General features: G+C 38.2%; 12 protein-coding genes and 1 pseudogene. 10 read left to right on the top strand and 3 right to left on the bottom strand.

Features of this window, described 5'->3' with window-relative positions; genetic code table 11:
• Nucleotides 1-287: pseudogene (locus H7254_RS13920) on the bottom strand (redoxin domain-containing protein); the annotation flags it as partial.
• 215 nt (nucleotides 288-502) lie between these two features.
• Here H7254_RS13920 and efp point away from each other — a divergent pair.
• From efp to accC, 4 genes are all read left to right on the top strand, one after another.
• A complete protein-coding gene (gene efp / locus H7254_RS13925) occupies nucleotides 503-1,072 on the top strand; it encodes an elongation factor P (protein ID WP_301923593.1) in 570 nt (189 codons plus the stop codon).
• Between the two features lie 221 nt (nucleotides 1,073-1,293).
• Nucleotides 1,294-1,776 carry an acetyl-CoA carboxylase biotin carboxyl carrier protein gene (gene accB / locus H7254_RS13930; protein WP_301933541.1) on the top strand — a complete coding sequence of 161 codons (483 nt, stop codon included), beginning with the start codon at nucleotides 1,294-1,296 and terminating at the stop codon, nucleotides 1,774-1,776.
• 89 nt (nucleotides 1,777-1,865) lie between these two features.
• On the top strand, nucleotides 1,866-2,222 hold the full coding sequence (locus H7254_RS13935) for a four helix bundle protein (protein WP_301933542.1): 357 nt from the start codon (nucleotides 1,866-1,868) through the stop codon (nucleotides 2,220-2,222).
• Between the two features lie 100 nt (nucleotides 2,223-2,322).
• Nucleotides 2,323-3,663 carry an acetyl-CoA carboxylase biotin carboxylase subunit gene (accC, locus tag H7254_RS13940; RefSeq protein ID WP_301923596.1) on the top strand — a complete coding sequence of 447 codons (1,341 nt, stop codon included), beginning with the start codon at nucleotides 2,323-2,325 and terminating at the stop codon, nucleotides 3,661-3,663.
• A gap of 398 nt (nucleotides 3,664-4,061) precedes the next feature.
• Here the strand turns inward: accC and H7254_RS13945 are convergent, their stop codons facing one another.
• Nucleotides 4,062-5,078, bottom strand: a complete 1,017-nt coding sequence (locus H7254_RS13945) for a LacI family DNA-binding transcriptional regulator (RefSeq protein ID WP_301933543.1) — start codon at nucleotides 5,076-5,078, stop codon at nucleotides 4,062-4,064.
• Between the two features lie 145 nt (nucleotides 5,079-5,223).
• On the opposite strand from H7254_RS13945, the gene H7254_RS13950 reads away from it, so the two are divergent.
• The 6 genes from H7254_RS13950 to H7254_RS13975 all read left to right on the top strand — a co-directional run bounded on the left by H7254_RS13950 (nucleotide 5,224) and on the right by H7254_RS13975 (nucleotide 22,088).
• Nucleotides 5,224-8,199, top strand: coding sequence for a SusC/RagA family TonB-linked outer membrane protein (locus tag H7254_RS13950; RefSeq protein WP_301933544.1), 2,976 nt, complete (start codon nucleotides 5,224-5,226; stop codon nucleotides 8,197-8,199).
• A gap of 53 nt (nucleotides 8,200-8,252) precedes the next feature.
• Nucleotides 8,253-9,962: a RagB/SusD family nutrient uptake outer membrane protein gene (locus H7254_RS13955; RefSeq protein WP_301933545.1), complete on the top strand. Its 1,710-nt coding sequence runs from the start codon at nucleotides 8,253-8,255 to the stop codon at nucleotides 9,960-9,962.
• 141 nt (nucleotides 9,963-10,103) lie between these two features.
• Nucleotides 10,104-13,472 carry a VCBS repeat-containing protein gene (locus H7254_RS13960; RefSeq protein ID WP_301933546.1) on the top strand — a complete coding sequence of 1,123 codons (3,369 nt, stop codon included), beginning with the start codon at nucleotides 10,104-10,106 and terminating at the stop codon, nucleotides 13,470-13,472.
• A 354-nt stretch (nucleotides 13,473-13,826) separates the two neighbouring features.
• On the top strand, nucleotides 13,827-16,901 hold the full coding sequence (locus H7254_RS13965) for a TonB-dependent receptor (RefSeq protein ID WP_301933547.1): 3,075 nt from the start codon (nucleotides 13,827-13,829) through the stop codon (nucleotides 16,899-16,901).
• A 21-nt stretch (nucleotides 16,902-16,922) separates the two neighbouring features.
• Nucleotides 16,923-18,488, top strand: a complete 1,566-nt coding sequence (locus H7254_RS13970; RefSeq protein WP_301933548.1) for a RagB/SusD family nutrient uptake outer membrane protein — start codon at nucleotides 16,923-16,925, stop codon at nucleotides 18,486-18,488.
• 258 nt (nucleotides 18,489-18,746) lie between these two features.
• Complete coding sequence (locus tag H7254_RS13975) at nucleotides 18,747-22,088, top strand: VCBS repeat-containing protein (protein ID WP_301933549.1); 3,342 nt, start codon at nucleotides 18,747-18,749, stop codon at nucleotides 22,086-22,088.
• Between the two features lie 426 nt (nucleotides 22,089-22,514).
• Here H7254_RS13975 and H7254_RS13980 read toward each other — a convergent pair whose 3' ends face one another.
• Nucleotides 22,515-23,444 carry a PHB depolymerase family esterase gene (locus H7254_RS13980; protein ID WP_301933550.1) on the bottom strand — a complete coding sequence of 310 codons (930 nt, stop codon included), beginning with the start codon at nucleotides 23,442-23,444 and terminating at the stop codon, nucleotides 22,515-22,517.
• Between the last annotated feature and the right edge of the window lie 879 nt (nucleotides 23,445-24,323).

The following is a 24,323-nucleotide window of genomic DNA, read 5'->3' on the forward strand; positions in this document are numbered from 1 at the left end:
CTGGGCGAAGCCATTAATATCTGAACATCCTTTAACTCCGTTTTATAAGCCTTCAGTTCTTTGGTTTCTTTTTGGCAATGCTCACAATCGGGGCTAAAAAACATAATGATCAATGCCTTGTTTTTGTGTAAATCTTTATTGGAAAAAACAGTACTGTCTGGCGCTGTATGAAGGGAAAAAAAAGGAATTTTCTCAAATTTTGTAATATTTTTAGCGGAGGAATCTTTTTGTGCGGTAACAGCAAATGTGCAGCTTATAAAAACAAGTAGCAGGAAAATTTTTTTCACGGTTTATTTTTTTTGTGAAGATAATTTTAAAAATGCAAAGCAACTGTTAAGGAAGATACTTACTATGCCCAATTATTTGCAATGGCGGTCTGGAATAAAAAAGTACTGCTTGCTTTATATTTTAGTTTTACCATTACTATTGCTACTTTTGCAACCCACATTAAATAATTGCAGGAGGATGCAATAAAAATTAACTAGCAAATAAAAAAAATAAAATGGCAACAACAGCAGACATGCGCTCAGGCCTTATCATCAAAGTGGATGGTAGTTTGTACACCGTGATAGAATTTGGTCAAAATAAAACGGCCCGTGCTGCCGCAAAAGTGTGGGCAAAATTAAAGGGTGTTGATAACAGCCGTACCATTGAACTTACCTGGAACAGTGGGGAAGTTATTTACCCGGTAAGGGTTGAAAAGAAAACCTACCAGTATTTGTATAAAGATGATACGGGTTATAGTTTTATGGATGTGGAAACATTTGAACAAATTACGGTACCTGAATCAATGGTGGATGCACCGAGGTTTTTAAAAGACGGACAGGAAGTTTCTGTACTCATCAATGGTGAATCAGACCAGCCAATGGGCGTTGAACTGCCGGATAAAATAGTTTTACTGGTAACCTACAGTGAACCAGGTATGCGGGGCGATACGGCAACTAAAACGCTAAAACCGGCAACGGTTGAAACAGGTGCTACTGTAAACGTCCCTTTATTTGTAAACGAGGGCGAATTAATAAGGGTAAATACTAAAACCGGTGAGTACGTTGAAAGAGTTAAAGAACTTTAATAAAAATATTTGTATTAAAAAAAGGACTGATTTCTAAAATCAGTCCTTTTTAATTTGTAGAAAAAGAGGGTAAAAAAGGCTGGTTTTGTTCAATTTTTGGCCCTTTTTGAGCCTTTTTAATGATTTTCTTCTTTTCTTTAATTTTTTTTAATGTCATTTTTAATAAATCATTACATACCTTAGCCGCCCGTTTCCAATAAAAAACCAATTAACTTTTTGATATGGACATAAAGCAAATTCAGGAGCTTGTAAAGCTCATCAACAAAACCAACATTGGTGAAATTACAATTGAAGAAGAAGGCGTTAAAATAACTGTTAAACAAAAAAAAGATCCTGTTCAGCATATTATCGCCGGAGGCCAGTCAGGACCCATTTACTCCAATCCGCCACAGCAACCATCGGCACCATCACCAATTCCTGCCGTTGTTATAGCCCCACCCGCCGAAGCCCCCAAATCCGATAATTACATCACTATCAAAAGTCCTATGATCGGCACTTTCTATCGCCAGTCGGGCGTTGGCAAACCTATTTTTATAAATGTGGGCGACGAAGTAACAACCGGTAAAGTGGTTTGTATTATTGAAGCCATGAAACTTTTTAACGAAATTGAAAGTGAAGTAAACGGAAAGATTGTAAAAGTATTGGTAGAAGATTCCAGCCCGGTGGAATATGATCAGCCGTTGTTTTTGGTAGACCCGAGTTAATTTTAAAATTAGTCAATTCCTCAATGTGAAAATTTTGGAAATCTCCTTAAGCAGAATTCTTTTAACTTTTTTAAATGTCAAATTTTTAAATGAAAAAAGAATTGTTTGATAATAACCCAATTTTAAAATTATCTTTTGATTTTTCATTAATGATTATTGATTACTGCGAAAAATTAGATAGTAATAAAAAATACATTTTATCACGGCAATTATTCCGGTCTGCAACTTCAATTGGAGCAAATGCAATTGAAGCTCAGAACGCGGAAAGTAAAGCAGATTTTTTTCACAAAATGAAAATTGCAGCAAAAGAGGCAGAAGAATCGCAATACTGGTTATGGCTTTGCCAATATTCACCGGGCTTTCCAGATTGTACTTTACAGCAACAAAAACTAGAAGAAATAAATAAAGTATTGGGCAAAATATTATCTACTTCAAAAAAATTATAAGTGCTCTTTCAAATTGAGTCATTTTCAAATCAGACGTTGAGTTATTTTCAAATGGGATATTGAGCCATTTTCAAATTGTGTAATTTTCAAATTTACAACCATGTTCAAAAAAATATTGATTGCCAACCGCGGCGAAATTGCATTGAGGGTGATACGTACCTGTAAAGAAATGGGCATTAAAACTGTGGCTGTTTATTCTACTGCTGATAAGGATAGTCTTCATGTAAAGTTTGCTGATGAAGCAGTATGTATCGGTAAACCCAGCAGCATGGATTCTTATCTTAACATTCCGCACATTATGGCGGCGGCAGAAATTACCAACGCCGATGCCATTCATCCGGGGTATGGTTTTTTAGCAGAGAATGCAAAGTTTGCACAAATATGTAGCGATCATGGGATAAAGTTTATTGGGCCAACGCCTGATATGATTAATGCCATGGGCGATAAAATAACTGCCAAGGAAACAATGATAAAAGCAGGGGTGCCCGTGGTGCCAGGCAGCGGTGGTTTACTGGAAAGTGTAGCCCAGGCAAAAGAGCTGGCAATAAACGAAGTTGGCTATCCGGTAATATTAAAAGCAACTGCCGGTGGGGGTGGTAAAGGTATGCGGGTAGTGTGGCAGGAAAGTGAAATGGAAAAGGCTTTTGAAAATGCTAAAACAGAAGCTGCAGCTTCTTTTAAAAATGACGGTATTTATATGGAAAAATTTGTGGAAGAACCCCGCCACATTGAAATACAGATTGCAGGCGACCAGTTTGGTAATGTGTGCCATTTAAGTGAAAGGGATTGTTCAATTCAGCGCCGTCATCAAAAGCTGGTAGAAGAATCACCCTCACCTTTTATGACACCGGAATTAAGGGAAGCAATGGGCAACGCGGCTATCAAAGCAGCCAGTGCAATCAACTATGAAAGTGTTGGTACCATTGAGTTTTTAGTAGATAAGCACCGCAATTTTTATTTCATGGAAATGAACACCCGCATACAGGTGGAGCATTGTGTAACAGAAGAAGTAGTGAACTACGATTTGATAAAGGAACAGATAAAAATAGCCGCCGGACATAAGGTAAGTGGTAAAAATTATTACCCGCAAATGCACGCCATTGAATGCCGCATCAATGCCGAAGATCCATACAATGATTTTCGTCCCAGCCCCGGTAAAATAACTGTGTTGCACACTCCTGGCGGGCATGGGGTACGGGTAGACAGTCATGTGTATGCCGGATATGTAATTCCGCCTTATTACGATAGCATGATTGGTAAATTAATTACGGTAGCACAAACCAGGGAAGAGGCGATTGATACCATGCATCGTGCTTTAAGCGAGTATGTTATTGAAGGAGTAAAAACAACCATTCCTTTTCATTTGCAGTTAATGAAGAATGAAGCTTTCAGGGAAGGAAATTTTACCACCAAGTTCATGGAATCTTTCGTGATGAAATAAATAATTGCAAATACACAATTGATTATAATGAAACCGTCTCCTAAATAAATGAGGCGGTTTTTTCGTTTTTGTACTACCTTATTACTGTCTGAAAGTAAGTGTCCAATAGACATCCTTTTGTTAATTTAAAAATTATTTGAAGGCTTTGCTGCCGTTACTAACATTGCGTAAAGTAACTTTTACTATTTTAAATTATAATTGTTTAATTACATTATAAATCAGTAGCGATATATTATTTATTTAATAAACGACACGTTTTTTGCGGGTTTTACTAAATAAGCATAGTAAAGCACCAGCATACACTTACCACAATATGCAGCCAGCTATACTTTAAGTTAGTTTTTTTCTGTTTAGATATTGCATGGGTTTCAACAATACACTACCATCATTTAATATTATCAATTTATTTTTGTAGAATCCCTTATGTTGAGTTTCGATTTTAGCACGATATTTTCGTTTGCCAGCGGCGTAGCATTTTTTATTAGCTGCTTAAATAAAATGAATGCCGCAAGTTTGCCCATCTCGTAAGCCGGCTGGGTGATAGTAGTTAATGAAGGGCTTAGCAAGTCGGCCGTGCGCAGGTTTGAGAAACAGATAACTTTTACAGTTTCAGGTATATTTATTTTTAAATTCTGGCATACCCGGTACGTGGTAAGCGCCATTTTTTCGACCGATGAAAAAATACCTTCCGGTATTTTGTTACCCTGTAATAATTTTTTTATTTTTTTATATGTATCAGTTTCATCCTTCCAGCATTGTATAATTCTGGAAGCATCAATGGGCAGGTCATATTTATGGAGGGCTTCCAGATAACCTTGCTTTCGTTTATTATCTATCGATAAATTATCTGATACTGACAGGTAGGCGATATCCTTGCAACCGTTTTTAATAAGATGTTCTGTGGCAATAAAACCATTGGCAAAATCGTCGGTAGTAATTTTAGCCGTTTCTATTTCATGACAAATCCGGTCGAAAAAAACAACGGGTATCTTGTATTGCAAAAGGGTATTGATATGATCGTAGGTTTTAGTATGGCTCGATAGCGACATTAACACACCATCCACCCTGCCATTTTGCAAATGTTTTAAAATACTTTCTTCCTGCTTAAAATTGTCGTTGGTTACATAAATCAATACATGATATGCCTGTTCTTTCGCGATAGATTCGGCCCCGCTGATGGCCTGGATAAAAAAATTATTATTTATTTCAGGGATTACAACAGCAATGGTTTTGCTTTTGTTGCTATGTAGATGACCTGCATAGGGGTTAGCCCGGTACCCCAACTGATCCGCCATTTCCAATACTCTTTGCTTAGTTTGCACGCCAATTTCGTGGCTGTCTTTTAGCGCCTTTGAAACCGTTGATATAGATACCCCCAGCTTGGCAGCCAGTTCCTTTAAGTTGGTTTTTGCCATACAATAATTTTCGGGAAACTACGAAAATATGATATTATTATTACTTAAATTTTACTACAACCTTTTCGTAAATATTTATATTAAACTGTATTTTTACATATAACTTTATTCCTGTTTATAAATTTTCTCTAAAACTATTTCATTTATGAGTTCAACATCCCTCCAACGTATCAGTACGTTCGTTTTATTCAGTTTTCTGCTTTTTCAACAAGTGTTTGCACAAACCAAAACTATCACCGGAAAGGTTTCTGACGAAAATGGTATACCGCTTGCGGATGCATCGGTTTTAATAAAAAGCACTAAAAATGGTACTGTAACTGCTGCAGACGGCAGTTTTACTATTGCAGTACCTGCCAATGCAAAAGCATTAACTATTTCTCACCTGGGCTTTGGCAGCCAGGAAATAACGATTACAAAAGCAGTTCAATTAGTTGTTAAACTGATTGCAGAGTCAAGTTCCCTCAACGATGTGGTAGTTGTTGGGTATGGTACCGCCAAAAGAAAGGATGTAACCGGCGCAATTACAACTGTAAGTGCTAAAGATTTTGTACAGGGTCTTGTTACTTCTCCCACAGACCAGTTGCAGGGTAAAGTTGCCGGCCTGGTAATCACCAAAGCAGATGGCGATCCAAACGGTTCTCCCATCATCAGGTTAAGGGGTCAAACCTCTTTACTTGGTAGCCAAAGCCCATTGGTAGTAGTGGATGGGGTTATTTTAGATGATGCCGGACAAATTGCAAATATCCCTCCGGGCGATATCGTTTCGTATGATGTACTTAAAGATGCGTCAGCAACTTCAATTTACGGATCCCGGGGCGCAAACGGTGTAATCATCGTTAATACAAAAAAAGGCCGTGCCGGCAAATCGCAGATCGATTACAATGGTTTTGTATCTGCCTCCACTGTAGCAAAAAAATACAAACTATTAACAACTCCAGAATTTTTTAAGGCCTTGCAAGATCAAGGTGCTGCAAAACCTGATGAAGGAGATAACAATGGCAGAACCACCGATTGGCAGGATGTATTACTGCGTACCGGCCTTACCCATAGCAACACTATTTCAATGTCGGGGGGTAAAGATAATTTTACCTATAGCGGTTCTATCAACTACCTTAAACAAAATGGCATTGTAATTAATACAGGTAAGGAGCAATTGGGCCTTCGTTTTAATGCACAACAAAAGGCTTTCGATGATAAACTGGTATTGTCACTGGGCATCGTTAATTCTGAAGTTGACAGAACCCTGATAGATGGCAGCATTTTTTACAATGCTTACGCTATGCCGCCATGGCTGCCTGAATTTAAGAACGGTGTTGACAATCCTGTGTTTGATTATTTTTATCAAAACCCAAAGTTGCTTCAAAATAACAAAATAAAGGCTGCTAAAGAGCATTTGGTACAAACGTATGGTACTGCTGATTATAGTTTACTTAAAAATTTAAAACTGGGTACCACCGGGTCAATTACAAAGTTCAACACACAGAGCGATTTTTATCTGCCTGTTATACCAGGACAGGGTAATACTAACAGCGGTAGTAAAAATAATTATAACAGAAATTCGCAGAAAGGCGATCTGCATATTAATTATAGCAACGATTTTGGCAAAAGCAATATCAATGTGCTGGCAGCTTACGAGTATAATAAATATGAGTATGATCAGTTCTCCGCTTCTGCAGGAAATTTTGTGGTAGATGATTTTACCAATAATGCACTGTCTTTAGGAGATGCTGCTTCTGCAAGGGTTTCTTCTTACAAAGAAGAGGTAAAGATTATTTCTTACCTGGCAAGAGCAACCTATAACTACGATTCTAAATATTATCTTACCGCAAGTGTACGCCGTGATGGATCTTCTAAATTTGGTAAAAACCATGCCTATGGTACCTTCCCTGCTGTTTCAGCTGCCTGGCGCATTAATAAGGAAAAATTCTTAGAGAATGTTTCCTGGATAGATGAGTTAAAAGTAAAAGCCGGGTATGGCATTACGGGTAATCAGGATGCCATTGGTGCATACAGTACCTATCTTACTTTAACCACCAACGGATATACTTACAACCCTGCAAACGGAACATATCCTGCTGCTTATGGACCTAACCAAAATCCAAATAAGGATCTGCAATGGGAGCAACGGGTAGGTAAAAACCTGGGAGTTGATTTCTCTTTCTTTAAAAGCCGTTTAACAGGTGCCTTCAATATATTTAATGATAAAACCGAAAATATGCTGTTTAACTATGGCGTACAGGTGCCACCTAATTTTGTGCCTTATGTGTTGGCCAATGTGGGTTCACTTACCAATAAAGGAGTAGAATTTCAGTTTGGTTATGATGTAATCCGCAGAAAAGATCTAACCTGGAATGTGGGTGGAAATATCAGTACAATCAACACTAAAGTTACCAGCTTATCAGGTAGCTGGGATGGTAATCCGGTGGCGTCAGACAGGATAGCGGTTGGGTATGCAGACGGACAAGGATTAAGTAATAATCCTATCACTTACCTGATTGTAGGTAAAAGTCCTTATACATTTGTTTTGCCTCATTATGTTGGGTACGATGCCAACGGACAATCGTTATTTCAGAAAGAAGGTGGAGCACCACAATTGGGCGATCAAAGCAATCCCCCCACCAATTACGAAATTGATCCTTCTCCTAAATTCAACTATGGTTTTTCTACATCCGTAACGTATAAAAACTGGTCGGCGAATGTTTTCTTTCGCGGTGTAAGTGGTCAGAAAATTTTTAACAATACCATGGTTAACCTGGGTAACTTTTCGAGAATAGCGGCACAACATAATATGTTAGCCGATGCTTACTATGGTCCAATAAAAGATATTGCGCCATTCCCTTCTGATTATTTTCTTGAAAAAGCATCTTATATGCGTTTAGAAAATCTGACGGTTTCTTACAGTTTAAAAGGAATTAAAAAACTAGACAATGTGCGTTTCTATCTTACCGGAAACAATCTATTTGTAATTACTAAATACAAAGGGATTGATCCTGAAATTGCCCCTTCAAGTGGTGCAAACGGTGGATCGGGCAGTGCCTATCTTGATGTGAGTTATACAAGCAGGGGCTATTATCCAAAATCAAGATCAATTACATTGGGCGTAAGTTTGAGCTTAAAATAACAAATAGAAATAATACAAAGACTTTATATTTTAATTCAAAAATTTTAGATTATATGAAACTTATCAAAATAACCAAAAGGATACTTGCACTTGTACTGGTGTGTACTTTTGGAATCACCTGTACAAAACTCGATACCAAAGTGTATAGTGTATTGGCCAATGAAAATTTCTGGAAAACACCAGACCAAATTACCGCAGGCAAGGCACCTGCCTACCAGGCATTATATGCAATGGGTGGCGACGCCAGCCATTATTATAATTCAGCAATGAATGCAGATGAAATGGTTACTCCAACCAGGGGCGGCGACTGGGGCGATGGTGGCGCATGGGGCAAACCCTACTACCATACCCAAACACCTGATGAAGGTTGGGTAAATGGTTGCTGGGCAGATATTTTTGCCGGAGTAGGAAAATGTAATTTCATCATTTATACTTTACAGCATTTAGATCCTGCCCCAGCTTCATTGCAGGCGGATGTTGCTGAAATTAAAGCAATAAGATCTTTCTTCTTTTTAAGAGGTATCGATCTGTTTGGTAATATACCTTATGTAACCAACTTTAAAATTGATGCATCGACTGTGATAAATATCCCAAGGACACAGGTATTCGATTCGTTAGAAAATGACTTGAAAGCAAGTATCCCGCTTTTAAGTGATGCAACAGATGTATCCACTTATGGTAAAATGACCAAATGGTTTGCCAAAGGAATGCTGGCCAAATTATACCTGAATGCAGAAATTTATAAAGGAGCAGGAGCAGGTGCCTCCTATTTTTCAAAATGTGCTGCCGAATGCAACGATATCATCAGCTCTGGAAAATTTCAGTTAACAAATGATTACTATGAAAATTTTGGAGTAAATAATATTTCTACAGAAAACCTTTTCTCCCTGCCATACAACCGGGACCTGATTTCTGGGCAGCGCATGGCTTGTACCAGTATTATGTCGAACAACGCTTATACCTTTGGTGTTACTGCTCAATGGGGTAACAATGGCATGTCTGTAACGGATGAATATTACCATAATTTTGATACAAGCTCTGTATATTATTCAATTCCGTCAGATGCGTATATCAATACATACAGAACATTCAATGATCAGCGTTCCGGCCAGATTTTAATCGGTCAGCAATATGTAAATGGTATCAAATATCCTCCTTATAAAGATATTTTATATGCCAGCACGAATACGGCAAAAGCAGGCGATCCTTTTGATCCCGCTTCAGCGGCAATCAAGCTGTACGATAATCAATCGCATTTACCTTTATCTTACTATGGTAAAATGACAGAGTTTGCCAATGGGCAGGATTCTTTCCGTCTATCGGGATTACGAATGATTAAATGGTACCCTCAACCGGGTAATCCCAGTTCAGTAAATGGCGATATGATGAGCAATCAGTTGCCAATATTACGCTATGCAGATATTTTATTAATGCAGGCAGAAGTGCTGAAGCGGAGTGGTGGAAGCCTTTCTACGGCTTTAGATCTTGTTAATCAGGTTCGGGCAAGAGCATATGGTTCTCATGAGCACGACTGGACTTCCGGCGACCTTACCTATACCAATCTACTTGCCGAAAGAGCAAGAGAATTAACCTGGGAGCAATGGAGAAGAAATGATTTAATTAGGTTTGGCACTTATGGAGCCGCAAGATTGTATCCTCCAAAGCCTGCTGATGCAGATCGTCATTTAGAGTTGTTGCCGATTCCAGTTTCGGCTCATCTTACCAATCCAAACTTAACACAAAACCCGGGCTATACCTGGTAATTGAATTGATATAATAAAACGTAAGTTCAGGAGCAGCAAATTTTATTGCTGCTCCTTTTTTAATAAAAAAGCCGCCATAATTCTTCCATCATCTGCCGCTTTTTTAAAATGGTAAGTTGCCATTTTGTATATTTGAATTTTATGAAACTGATCTTTCCTAATCTATTTTGCATACTATTTTCAGCAGCTGTTTGCTGCTCTTGCAATAAGGCCACACCTACCTTATTTACTAAATTAAAATCCGCTCAAACGGGTATTAGTTTTATAAACCATAATGTTGATACAGATTCACTGAGCATACTGGATTACCTCTATTACTACAACGGTGCAGGCGTGGCTACAGGCGATATTAATAACGATGGGCTTCCGGATATTTATTTTACCTCTAATACCGAAGGCAATAAACTTTACCTTAACAAGGGTAATTTTAAATTTGAAGACATTACCGAAGCAGCAGGTGTAAAAGGTAAAGCCGACTGGTCTACAGGCGTTACCATGGCCGATGTAAACGGTGATGGGTTACTTGATATCTACGTATCAACTGTTGCCAATCATACATCTTATGATGGCAATGGCGTTCCCCATCAATATTTTAAAAATTCGCAAAACCAGTTGTTCATCAACAACGGTAATAATACTTTTACTGAAAGTGCAAAAAAATATGGATTGGATATCCAGGGCTATAATACTCAGGCCGTTTTTTTCGATTACGATAAGGATGGCGACCTTGATATGTTTTTATTACAACATTCCACCCATAGTACTTCTTCTTATGTGCCCACCTCCCTCAGAGATAAATACAGCGAAGTAAGCGGAGGTAAATTATACCAAAATACCGGCGGACATTTTACGGATGTCACCAAAGGATCAGGTATCATCAGCAGTGCGCTTGGTTATGGCCTGGGCGTAGCAGTGGCTGATTTAAATAATGATGGTTTCGACGATATTTATGTTAGCAACGATTTCCATGAAGACGATTATTATTATGTAAACCAGGGCAATGGAACTTTTAAAGAAATGAACAAAGAAGCTTTTGGTCATGAATCTAAATTTTCCATGGGCAACGATGTGAGAGATATTAACAATGATGGCTGGCTTGATATTATGACAGTGGATATGTTACCCGAAAATGAAAAAGTGCTGAAATCATCTCTCAGCGATGATCCGCTGGATATATTTATGTACATGCGTAGGTTTGGGTACAACTATCAATATTCAAGAAATTGTCTCCAGTTAAATATTGGGCAGGGAAAAAAATTTGCAGAAATTGCTTTGTACAGTGGCGTATCAGCAACCGACTGGAGCTGGAGCCCCCTGATTGCTGATTACGACCTCGATGGCCACAACGATTTGTTTATTTCCAATGGTATTAAGAACCGTCCTAACGACCTTGATTATTTAAGATTTAATTCGGCACTTGCCAAATCTGAAAAAGTCCTTGATGGAAGAAAACACGATAAGCAAATTTTAGCCAACCAGCCTCCGGGTGCATGGCACAATTATATTTTTAAAGGAAATGCAGATCTTACATTTAAAGACAGTTCTGAAGCCTGGGGCTTTAGCGAGGCCTCGCTTTCGCAGGGTGCAGTTTATGTTGATCTGGATGGAGATGGGGATCTTGACCTGGTTACAAATAATATGAACGAAGAAGCCGGCATCTATAAAAATAATGCCCGGCAAATAAATCCGGCTGCTAATTATTTAACAGTACAGTTAAAAAGCCCGGCGCCCAATACGTTTGCTATTGGTGCCAAAGTATTTTTATTCATTAAAGGTCAATTAATATTTCAGGAATTACAAACCGTTAGAGGGTTTATGAGTTGTGTAGAACCGTTGCTGTATTATGGATTGGGTGAAAATAATACAGCTGATAGCCTTGTGATTGTTTGGCCCAATAATACTCGGCAAACCATTAAAGCAGTAAAAGCAAATCAAAAACTTGTTATCAATTATAACAGCCGGTTAACGGATACAATACTTAACCAGTCAGTATTTATTAATCAACTGCTGCATACACCCGATAAGCCTATTTTTAAAGACATTACGGATTTATCTGGCATTCAGTTTGTTCACCACGAAAACTATTTATTCACGGATTTTAACAGCCAGTGGTTTTTGCCGCACCAACTTTCTACCCAAGGTCCTAAGCTGGCAATTGGTGATGTAAATAAAGATGGGTTGGAAGATTTTTATGTAGGTGGTGCAAAAGAACAAGCCGGGCAAATTTACCTGCAGCAACCAAATGGTACATTTAAAAAATCTACCGACTCAACAGCTTTTATGCAAGACAGCAATTGCGAGGATGTTGACGCCGTTTTTTTTGATGCTGACGGAGATGGGGATCAGGATCTTTATGTGGTAAGTGGCGGTAATGAATATTTAGGCAATTCACCTTATTTAAAAGACCGCTTATACCTTAATGATGGCGCAGGAAAATTTATCCGGTCTGCAACATTCCCTGATTTGTTCGAAAATAAATCAGTAGTAAAAATAGCAGATTTTGATAAAGACGGTGACCTGGATATTTTTGTTGGGGGCAGGGCCAACTCAAGCTTATATGGTGCTTTGCCCACTTCCTATTTATTGCAAAATGATGGCAAAGGAAATTTTTCGGTAGTTACCAATAAAATAATTCCGTCGCTTCAACATATTGGGATGGTAACTGATGCAGTATGGACAGATGTAGATAATGATGGCTGGCCCGATCTGGTGGTAGTGGGCGAATGGATGGCACCCACCCTGTTTAAAAATGTAAAAGGAAGATTTACACAAGTTGAATTTTCAAACCAGATAGCTGCACTAAAGGGTTGGTGGTTTAGTTGTAAAGCAGTGGATGTAAATGGAGATGGATTTCAAGATATTTTACTGGGCAACTATGGCCTCAACAGTAAACTTACAGCGAGTAAAGATTATCCGCTAAAAATGTACGTAGCAGATATCAGGGGAGATAAAAGACCTGTACAAATTCTGGCTGTAGCAAAAGAAGGCCGGTATTTCCCCTTTCTCGGTAAAGAATCACTCGAAAAACAATTGCCATATCTTAATAAAGAATTTTTAAGTTACAGTAAAATTGCTGGTAAAACAGTTACAGAAATTTTTGGCGATAAACTTGATACCGCCACCCTATTCGAAGCATCAACATTGGCTTCTGTAATTTTGATCAATGATGGCAAAGGGCATTTTAATGTTTCGGCATTACCCACCGAAATGCAGTGGCAGCCAATATTTTCTTTTGTAAATGCCGATTTTAATCAGGATGGTAAAATGGATTTGCTGGCAGGTGGTAACTTTTTTGGCACCATGCCATTTGAAGGCAGATATGATGCATTGCCCATTGCAATGTATACCGGCGATGGAAAAGGAGTTTTTAAAATGACGCTGCCATTGCCCGAACCATTCAACACTATCAAAGGTGAAGTTAGAAGCATTCAGCCCATTAAACTGGCAGGCGGTAAAAGAGGAATGCTTGTGGCGTTTAATAATGGCCCATTAAAATTATTTGCTTATTGATATCTTATCGGTTTATAAAAAAAAATACAATGCTACTGGCAATGATGTTTAAAGTTTTTTAGTTTGATACTGTCAACACTCAGGCAGTAGTTAATTTTTTATGATTATTTCCATCATTTCTTTCAGTAGCAATACAGCATTCATCGCTGCTGGTACTGAATATTTAGCAAACATCCAGTCAGGTGTTAATTTACTACAATAGCGTAACCTACTCAAAAAACTACCTCAGGCAAATCAAATAACTATAACGTTTTCGTATAAAAAACCTAAAAGAATCGTCAAAGTACTTAATTTGTTTCTTTATAGATAAAACCTGTAAAATCATTTTATTTATTTTTTTAAAACTACTGCCTAATGAGTCCAAGCTTATCAAAACGTCTTTGTACGTTAGTATTCTTCTGTTTTCTCCTTTGTCAACAGGTATTTTCCCAAACAAAAGTTATTACCGGTAAGGTTTCTGATGAAACCGGAAATCCTGTTGCTGATGTATCTGTTTTAATGAAGAACACTAAAAAAGGAACAGTTACTGCCAAAGATGGTAGTTTTAGTATTGTAGTACCTGCAGTTGCTAAATCAATTACTATTTCACATTTAGGATTTGTGAGCCAGGAAATTAATATATCCGTTGTAAGTGAAGTTAGCATTAAATTAATAGCAGAATCCGGTTCGCTTGCCGATGTGGTAGTAGTGGGTTATGGTACACAACGCAAAAGAGATGTAACCGGTTCTATCAGCACCATCAAAGGCGATGATTTCAAGAATCTTCCAATTGCTAACGCTGCAAGCGCTTTACAAGGCAGAGCTTCAGGTGTTGATATTGTAAGTGGAGATGGAGCACCAGGGAATAGTCCTTCAATACGTATTCGTGGTACCGGTACTATCAACGGCTCGGATCCTTTAATCGTAATAGATGGTGTTCCGGGTGGCTCACTGAGTGATGTTAATCCCAACAATATTGCATCGATCGAAGTGTTAAAAGATGCATCTGCTTCCGCTATATATGGTTCACGTGCTGCAAACGGAGTAGTGTTGGTAACAACTAAAAAAGGAAATTATGGGGAGCAGGCGCAAACTTCTGTAAATGTGTACAGGGGAACAGTGAATGTGCTTAAAAAATTAAATTTGCTAACCGCACCCGATCTAGTAAAACTTAAACAAGAAACGTTAAACAATGATGGATCTGGGCTTGGTATATGGAGCGATCCTTATTATGCAACACAACGTACCGATTGGCAAAAAGAATTATTTGGCACAGGAAATACTACCAATGCTGATTTGGCAATACGAGGCGGAAGTGCAAAATCAAAATACAGTATTACCGGTAATTATTTTGATGACAAAGGAATGATCCTGAATTCCTATTTCAAAAGGGCAAGTACTTCTTTTAATTCAGAACATAAAGTGACTTCAGGGATACGGGTAGGTGAAAATTTTCTTTATTCAGTTACTTCAGGCAATACTCCCAATACAAGATCAGCACAGGATGGTTTAATCTGGAGTGCATTGCGATTTAATCCGGCAATTCCTGTGCGAACTGCAAATGGTGGTTGGGGTGCTTCCAAAGCAAGCAATGAGCTGGGGGATATTAATAATCCTATATTCACTACTGCTATTGTTGACAGCAAAAATACAAACCGCCACATTTTGGCCAATGCTTATGTGGAAGTAGATCTATTGAAAGGCTTGATGATAAAGGCCAATTACGGGTTAGATCAATATACCAGCGATGGATATAGTTTTAATATTGCTACACCAGACCAAACCAGGGTAACTTCACAGGCTTCATTAAACCAGGGACATTCAGAGGGTATTTCCTGGTTACAGGAAATATTTCTCACTTACAATACAGAGATAAGAAAAAATCACAACATAACACTAACGGGAGGTTATTCTGCCCAAACTTTTCAAGGTAATAGTTTCGGAGCTTCCCGCATTGGCTATACAGATGACGCAACAGACCACAGAATATTGGACAATGGCAACGCTGCCAATCAGCGGAGTGGCGGAAGCGGCAGTTTTAATCATTCTTCAGGATTACAATCTTATTTTGTAAGGGGTAACTATTCTTTTATGGGAAAATACCTGCTAACTGCAACGATGCGTGCAGATGGATCCAGTAAATTTTTACCGAGCAAACAATGGGGTTATTTCCCGGCATTTTCTGCAGGCTGGCGCATTAGCGATGAGAAATTTTTTAAAGACAATGTAAGTTTTTTAAACACATTAAAATTAACTGGCGGATGGGGTAGATTAGGCAATCAAAGTGTCGCAGATTTTCAATATCTCGGCATAATTAGTGGAGGATCCGGTTATAATTTTGGTTCGCCAAGCGCCCCTATAGATGGTTCTTCTATTGTAAGCCTTTCTAATCCTAATATTACTTGGGAAAAAGCCGAAATGACAAATATTGCCCTTGAATTTAGTTTATTGAACAGTCATTTGTCTGGAACAGTGGCTTGGTTCAACAAGGATACAAAAGATATGCTGATTCCCTACTCGTTGGTTGAGAATTTTGGCAATGGTGTAAGAATACCAGATCAAAATATCGGCACTCTTAATAACCATGGGATTGAGGTGGATCTTAATTATCAGAATAAAGTGGGTAACCTTAGTTATAACATTGGTGCAAATGCCTCATTTATTAAAAATAAAGTCACTTTACTCTATGGAACAAAGGATGATTATATAGGGTCAAGCTTTTATGGACGTGAATCATTGGAAACTTCCCGCACGTACGAAGGACTGCCAATTGGTTCATTCTTTGGCTTTAAAACAGGAGGTTTATACCAAACACAAGCTGAAATAGACAGCGATCCTAACAGAGCACACGATGATAAGTCAAATATCAAACCAGGCGATGTGAAATTTTTAGATCAGAATGGAGATGGTGTTATAGATGATAAGGATCGCGTTAATCTGGGTAATCCACATCCTTCCATGGTATTAGGTTTAAATACCAGTTTGCATTATAAGAGTTTTGATATGAGCCTTGCATTTTCGGGTGCTTTTGGATTTAAACTCTACAACGCAGATCGTATGGCCGGTTTGGATGCCTCTCAGGTATTTAACTGGTATGCTGAGCAAAATTCAAGATGGCATGGAGCAGGAACCAGTAATTCAATTCCTCGTTTATCAAGGGCCAATACCAATCAAAATTACCGTTCTTCTGATTTGTGGATAGAAAAAGGCGATTACCTTGCTTTGAAAAATATATCTATTGGATATACCATTTCTACCTGGAAAATAGGTGGTGCCAAAATGCCTGTTACAAGGTTATATGCCTCCTGTTATAACGCCTTTTATCTTACCGGATACAGAGGTTTTACCCCCGAATTAGGATATACAGACGGTAACAAGCAAAGAGGAGTGGATGTAGCGCAATACCCTGCTGTTAGAACAATTACAATTGGTGCAACACTAAATTTATAGAACCAGTATAAAAAGCGAAAAATGAAAAATAATAATATAATAAAACTTATTACAGCTTGCAGCCTGTTGATTTTTACCGGGTGTATTAAAGATCCTTTAAAAGTAAGCCCCGTTGGTAATTATACAACTGAAAACTATTGGCGCAATCAGGACGATGCAGTTGCCGGTATTAATGGTATTTACAATTTGCTGTTTCAGGAAGAAGGTGTTGGACATGGTCTTTACGCATTTGACGATGCTTCGGATGATATATCTGTCGATGGGGATCACTCCGATTACTGGGAAATAGAACGCTTTAAACCTACACCTGCTACTTATCAGGTATACCCAACATGGACATGGGCTTATGCACAAATTGGCCGGTCTAATAACGCCATTGTTTACATACCAAAAGTGCCTGTAATGGATGAAGCTATTAGAAGCCGCTCTTTAGGGGAGGCGTACTTTTTAAGGGCTCATGGATACTGGCAATTGTACCAGATATTTGGAGAAGTGCCAATTATTGTTGAAGATAACCTGTTGAACGGAAATTACAATGTACCAAAGTCTACCGTTGAACAGGTTGCTGCTCAGATAGAAGCTGATTTATTAAAAGCGGCAGATTTGTTACCAGAGTCTTATGGCTCAGCTGATCGTGGAAGGGTAAGCAAAGGAGCGGCATGGGGCCTGCTTTCTAAATTGTATCTTAGCTGGGATAAGTTAGATAAGGCGGCTGAATTTGGCAGCAAAGTGATCACAAGTTCAAATTACCATCTTTCAACCAACTATTCAGATAATTTTACAATAGGCAGTCAGGATGACAACAATGAGATATTATTTGCTATATGGAATAAGCAAAACTATAATAACTCTCCTGTAAACATCTACTTTACTAACCGTGCATGGCAGGGCTGGGGTTTTCATCACCCCACACAAAATTTTGTAGATGAATTTGAAGCAAATGATCCCCGAAAAATTGCAACTGTTTTAGCAGTGGGTGATTCCATTCCCTATCAAACATCTTTAAGTGAGATAGACGTAAAGACGGCTGATAGTACCGGAAATGCCTATCCTGTTTTTAAAAGCAGGGCAGGCCAGCAAACTGGCCGCTTACTGCCCAATCAAAGTTTATCAGGTTATTATATTAAGAAATATACTGCGTACACTTCAGACGGTACAGGTCAATTAAATAATGATCTTAAACAACCCATTCTGCGAACTGCTGACATTTACCTTGTTGTAGCAGAAGCCAAAATTCGCCAGTCTGGCGCAGGTGCAGGAGATGCTGAAATTAATGCAGTGCGTACAAGGGCTGGTTTGCCTGCAGTTAGTGGCGCAACTATACAACAACTTATGCATGAGCGCCGCGTAGAATTAGGTGGAGAAAATATAAGGTTCTTCGATATGTTGCGCTGGGATAAGGCGGGTATTATCAATTTAACAAGTATTTTCAATCATCCAAAACTTGCTTCGCCATTGCCACCATATAATGGTGTAGTGTTAGTGCCTGCCCGTACTTTTTCTAAACCCAAAAATTACTATTGTCCCATTCCACAAAAGGTAATTGACGAAAGTAAAGGGATACTTAAACAGAATCCTAACTACTAAATATACCATCAAACCATGATTTGTATTTAGCTGCTAAATAGTATTTAAAAAACGCTGTAAGTTTAATAACCTTGCAGCGTTTTTGTATTTGGATGGATAATTATTTTTTATAAAACATAAAAACAAAAAATAAAAGAGAGATGAATTACAAAAAATAACTTCTATGCATTTTGTACCTTGCAATTAGTGAATTATCAATATAAAAGCACTCAGTAAAAATTAAAACAGATAAAATATTTACCTGCCAACAATTTAAATATGAAATTACTTTTAACCCCTTTTTTTATTGTAGCTATTTCCTGTATCATTATTTCCTGTGCAAATAAAAAAACTACTTTATTTACGGAAGAATCATCGGCGCACACCAATATTAATTTTAGCAATGATATCAAAGAGGATGCAGATTATAATATTTTAACGTACGAATACCTCTACAATGGGGGTGGGGTAGCCGTAGGAGACCTTAATAACGATGGATTACCGGATATCCTATTTTCGGGTAATATGGTTTCAAATAAATTATACCTTAACAAAGGAAATTTGCAGTTTGAGGATATTACAGATAAGGCAGGTGTGCAAGGCAGGCCTCGCTGGAAAACAGGGGTAGTGATGGCCGATGTTAATGGGGATGGTCTGCTGGATATCTATGTTTGTTACTCCGGCCCTGGTACCGATAATGACCGGGCCAATGAACTATACATTAACAATGGGTTAAAAGATGGCGTGCCTGTATTTAAGGAAAGTGCTAAAGAGTATGGCCTGGATGCTCCCGGCACCTACACTACAACTGTGTCGTTTGTTGATATTGATAACGATGGCGACCTTGATATGTTTATGGTAAACCACGCCGATATGTTTTATAATCCCTTTTATAATACAGACAACCTGCGTGCTAAAAGAAATCCCAAATTCGGCAACCGGCTGTACCGTAATGATAACGGGCATTTTACTGATATTAGTGAAACAGCAGGCATTTATGGAAGTGGTTTAAATTTTGGATTAAGTGTTTCCATGAGCGATATCAATAATGATGGCTGGGTGGATATTTATGTAACCAACGATTATGACGAAAGAGATTTTTTATATTTAAACAATCATGACGGCACATTCAGGGAAGTACTTGCTAAAGCTGCGGGACATATATCCGAATTTGCAATGGGGAGTGATATTGCGGATTACAACAATGATAATAAGACCGATATAATGGTAATGGATATGCTTCCCGAGGATAATCGCCGGCAAAAATTATTAAAAGGGGCTGATAACTATGATAAATACAATATTCGATTTAATGCGGGATTTCATAAACAGCAAATGCGCAATACGCTTCAGTTAAACAATGGAAACGATAGCAGCGGCTCACCCATTTTTAGTGAAGTGGGGCAAATGGCTGGTGTTTCTAATACCGACTGGAGTTGGGCTCCCTTGCTGGCCGATTTTGATAATGACGGATGGAAAGATCTGTTTATTTCCAATGGTATTTTAAGAGATATTACCAATCTTGATTTTGTAAAATATACATCGGGCTATTCGGCCGAGTATAAAAAAGATACGGGCGATAAATTTGAAATGTGGAAACTGGTGAAGCAGATCCCTTCTACCAAACTCAATAATTATTTGTTTAAAAACAATAAGGATCTTACTTTTTCAAATGTAACCACTGAATGGGGATTTACTGCAAGCGCTATCAGCAATGGAACGGTATATGCCGATCTGGATAATGATGGTGATCTTGATCTTGTAATCAATCGCCTGAATGAAAAAGCAGCGGTGTATAAAAACAATACCTCAGAAACTACCCGCCAGCACTATGTAAAAATAAAACTGCAGGGAGCAGGTAAAAACACCCAAGGCACCGGTGCAAAAGTTTATGTACAAACGGCCCATACCCATCAAATGCAGGAAGCATTTACTACAAGAGGATTTCAATCTTCTGTAGATCCGGTTATACATTTGGGTCTCGGTGAGGATAGTGTGATAGAAACTATAAAAGTTGAATGGCAAAGCGGAAAAGTTTCTATGCTGCGGCAAGTAAAAGCCGATATCCTGCTTGTGATAGCGGAAAATAAATCAGTTGATAATGTAATACCAAACAATAGTAGTATTACCAATAAAATGTTTGAAGATGTTACATCAGCCTCCGGCGTTCATTTTACCCATACACAATCTTCTTTTGTTGATTTTAAAATATCACCGCTATTGCCTTATCAGTTGTCAAAAGTTGGTCCGGCACTCGCAAGTGCAGATGTAAATGGCGATGGGCTGGACGATCTGTTTATAGGTGCTGCAGCTTCACAGGATTGCCAGTTGTACCTGCAAACAAAAGAGGGAAAATTTATACTGGCTGCCAGCCAACCCTGGAATATCAATAAAAATAGTACCATTACAGGTGCTTTGTTTTTTGATGCTGATAAAGATGGAGATAATGACCTTTACCTGGTAAGTGGTGGTGCAGATTTTTACCTCAACAATAAAAATTATCAGGATCAGCTATTTGAAAATGATGGACATGGTAATTTTAAAAAACTGAATAATGCGTTACCTCTAGAAACGGTGAGTGGAACTTGTGCCCGGGCAGCCGATATAAACTACGATGGATTGCCTGATTTGTTTATTGGCGGAAAACTAAGCCCTGGTATGTTTCCCATAGCCCCTGAAAGTTTTATACTTAAAAATAAAAGTGTACCCGGTCATATTCTTTTTGAAAAAGATAAACAGCAAACAGACCCTACTCTTATCCATCCCGGTATGGTTACCGATGCTGTTTGGTTAGATATCAACAAAGATGGATGGCAGGATTTGGTAGTAGTAGGAGAATTTATGCCCATCACCATTTTTGAAAATCATGCCGGTAAATTAGTAGATGCTACAAAAGCCTATGGCTTATCAGGCACCAATGGCTGGTGGAACCGTATACTGGCAGACGATTTTAATAATGATGGCAATATCGATCTGGTAATAGGAAACCTTGGTACCAATACTCAATTAAAGGCTTCTGCAACCCAGCCTTTAACAATAACCTACGGAGATTTTTATGGCAATGGTATGATCAATCCAATACTGTGTTATTTTAATGGAGGCAAAAGTTATCCTTTCAATACAAAAGATGAATTGGCGGATCAGTTTCCTGCGATACAAAAGAAATTTTTGCATTATACCGATTATGCGGATGCCACTTTACAGGATCTTTTTACTGCTGATCAACTGGCAAAATCAACAACTGTTTCCATCAATGAATTACAGTCTGTTTACCTGCAAAATAATGGCAACAAAAAATTTACCATAAGCGCATTACCTAATTGCGCACAATTAAGTGCGGTAAACGGGTTGGTGTCTGCTGATATAGATAATGATGGCAATAAAGATATTATTGTTGGCGGCAACTTTTATCCTTTCAGGGTTAGTCTTGGTCCGCTGGATGCTTCGGTGGGTCTGGTTTTAAAAGGGAATGGAAAAGGGGTATTTACGCCATTGCCTTATACAGCAACCGGTTTGTATATGCCCGGCGATGTTCGTGACATCATTAAAATAAAATCGGGTAGTAAGTATGTTCTGGCAGCAGCAAAAAACAATGGTGCTTTACAGTTGGTAAAGTTTTAAAATTAGTCACCTTTTTTATTGAGGTGTCACCTCGTTTTAAACCAAATGCTTGATAATTATTACAGTGAAATATTCACTTTTCTTCTTATTATATAATAACAAAACTATTACTGTCATTTTACAAAATGTAACCTGAACAATATCTGGAGCTTTATAAACCTGCGGCTGAAGAAGTGGTGTAAACGGAACAAACGGATGAATTTGTAAAAGAGCCACAGATGGCAGAATACTTTGTACAAAATGCAACCGGATTTGTTTGCCCACTGGACTGTTTGCCCCGTTTATTAATTGAAAATGTTTTATTGAAGAGCAGGATAAATCAAGCCGTTTACGTAAGGTCCTATGCCGGGCCTGGGATAAAATCCCCTTGCTTGATCAACTGAATGGCCGGTGGTAATAAACTCTTCTTTATGCAGGCATACTTATTTATGGCAATTGGTATTGCTGAAAAAACTCCCAGAGTAAATCATCTGCATTTATAGCAGTGGAAGGTGTATCTGAATTTGGTCCACCGGGAAGCCCGCCAGGCCAGCCATGCCCCCCGTCATTTGTTAAATAGTATTGTATGCTTACATTATTTGTGCAGGAAGACCATTTTTTAAATGTATAAAGATTATTGCTAAAAATTACCTGTGAGGGGTTGGAGCAACTATTTTTTAATGAAAAGACATTCAGTACAGAATCAAGTGGCGGGCAATAAACACCACTTATACCATCGCCAGGGCCGCCGGTATAAACTACGTGCTGGTCAAGCTTTGAATGCAGGTGTAATACAGGCATTGCCCTTGCAGGATTGCATGCGGAAGTTAACACCATAGTAGAACTGTTGGCAGCAATAGCGGCAATTTTATTGGATAGTTCGCAGGCCAGCCTGTAACACATCATACCGCCATTAGAATGGCCTGTAGCATATACTTTTTTTGGATTAATTTTATAGACGGCTATCAATTGATCAATTAGTTGGCTAATAAATTTTACATCATTAATTTGATGGGTAATGGCTGAACCACAGCATGTGCCTGCATTCCATGTTTTTATTATTCCGGTTCCTTCAGGATAAACAACAATAAAACCGGATGCTTTAGATTTGTCCGTTAAAAAACTTGTACGCTCAAACTGAGAAGGACTACCCCCACCACCATGCAATGCGATTACTAGAGAAAAGCCAGATGAATCATAATAGTCTGGTGGAAGATTTAATGTATAGTTTCGTACAAGTCCATCTACAGTGATTGTTTCATCAAAGCGATACACTTTATCAACCGGAGGTACATTTGGGGATTTACCACATCCTGCAAAAATAAGGAGAAGGCTAATCGTTAAGGATTGCAGCAATAAGTTTAGCAACTGTTTCATCTTTACCAGATTTAATTAAATTGTTTTAAAACAACCACATCGACTTTAAAAATAACCCAGGGTTTAACAGTAAAAATATTTTGCTTCAATTATATTTATTGGCTTTAAGTGTACCTGTAAATATGCAGATAATAACACTATACACAGTCGGTAAATTCATCAAAATTAATTTGGCAGGGATACGTCAGGCTGACGAACAACTGGTCTTGAAAGCGTAAAGCCGCAACCAAAGCTACATGGATGAACTAAAAGTATAAAAAAATTACTAAGCTACATTATTAATTGTCTGCTGTTGTTGAATCTGCTACTTGGCTGCTACCGTAGTAACAACGGTCAGACCATTTTTTGCAAATCCTTTTGGGTATGTCCAGCAAAGCTGTCAATGGGATGAGAGCAGGACCTTCGATGGGAGAGTACAAAGCAGCAAGGGAATACCTGTAAACTATAATATTACTTCAAAAATTACTACCAGGAAGATAGACTATAATGGATAAACCGCATCCTGATTAAAGTTTACACGGGACTGGTACGACAGGAATCTTGCCTGGTTTCTTTTGAAGAACGTTAGAAATTATCACTTCCATTCCAATTGGTGCTTCCTTAGGTGATTTATTTATTCAAAAACATACAAATGGTGGATTGGGAATTTTAGTGGCTGTAATAAATGTTATATTTTTTGTTGTAATAATAGCTGCCGTAATATACCTAACGATAGACTCATTGAAAAACAGCAATAAAGAAAATTTAGTCGAAATTTAATGCATACCCAATGGAAATTTTAAATCATTGAGCTTCTTCGGACACGGAAATTTAAACGTAAAAATCAATGGCGGAAGGGCGATGAGTATTGTTGGTATTTTAAACAAGCAAACTAATACC

Origin of the sequence: Ferruginibacter sp. (assembly GCF_014377975.1) — a bacterium.
Lineage (GTDB): Bacteria > Bacteroidota > Bacteroidia > Chitinophagales > Chitinophagaceae > Ferruginibacter.

Bases quoted from the DNA above. Each gene is read 5' to 3' on its own strand.
- efp (WP_301923593.1), top strand. From the start codon at position 503: ATGGCAACAACAGCAGACATGCGCTCAGGCCTTATCATCAAAGTGGAT.
- accB (WP_301933541.1), top strand. From the start codon at position 1,294: ATGGACATAAAGCAAATTCAGGAGCTTGTAAAGCTCATCAACAAAACC.
- H7254_RS13935 (WP_301933542.1), top strand. From the start codon at position 1,866: ATGAAAAAAGAATTGTTTGATAATAACCCAATTTTAAAATTATCTTTT.
- accC (WP_301923596.1), top strand. From the start codon at position 2,323: ATGTTCAAAAAAATATTGATTGCCAACCGCGGCGAAATTGCATTGAGG.
- H7254_RS13945 (WP_301933543.1), bottom strand. From the start codon at position 5,078: ATGGCAAAAACCAACTTAAAGGAACTGGCTGCCAAGCTGGGGGTATCT.
- H7254_RS13950 (WP_301933544.1), top strand. From the start codon at position 5,224: ATGAGTTCAACATCCCTCCAACGTATCAGTACGTTCGTTTTATTCAGT.
- H7254_RS13955 (WP_301933545.1), top strand. From the start codon at position 8,253: ATGAAACTTATCAAAATAACCAAAAGGATACTTGCACTTGTACTGGTG.
- H7254_RS13960 (WP_301933546.1), top strand. From the start codon at position 10,104: ATGAAACTGATCTTTCCTAATCTATTTTGCATACTATTTTCAGCAGCT.
- H7254_RS13965 (WP_301933547.1), top strand. From the start codon at position 13,827: ATGAGTCCAAGCTTATCAAAACGTCTTTGTACGTTAGTATTCTTCTGT.
- H7254_RS13970 (WP_301933548.1), top strand. From the start codon at position 16,923: ATGAAAAATAATAATATAATAAAACTTATTACAGCTTGCAGCCTGTTG.
- H7254_RS13975 (WP_301933549.1), top strand. From the start codon at position 18,747: ATGAAATTACTTTTAACCCCTTTTTTTATTGTAGCTATTTCCTGTATC.
- H7254_RS13980 (WP_301933550.1), bottom strand. From the start codon at position 23,444: ATGAAACAGTTGCTAAACTTATTGCTGCAATCCTTAACGATTAGCCTT.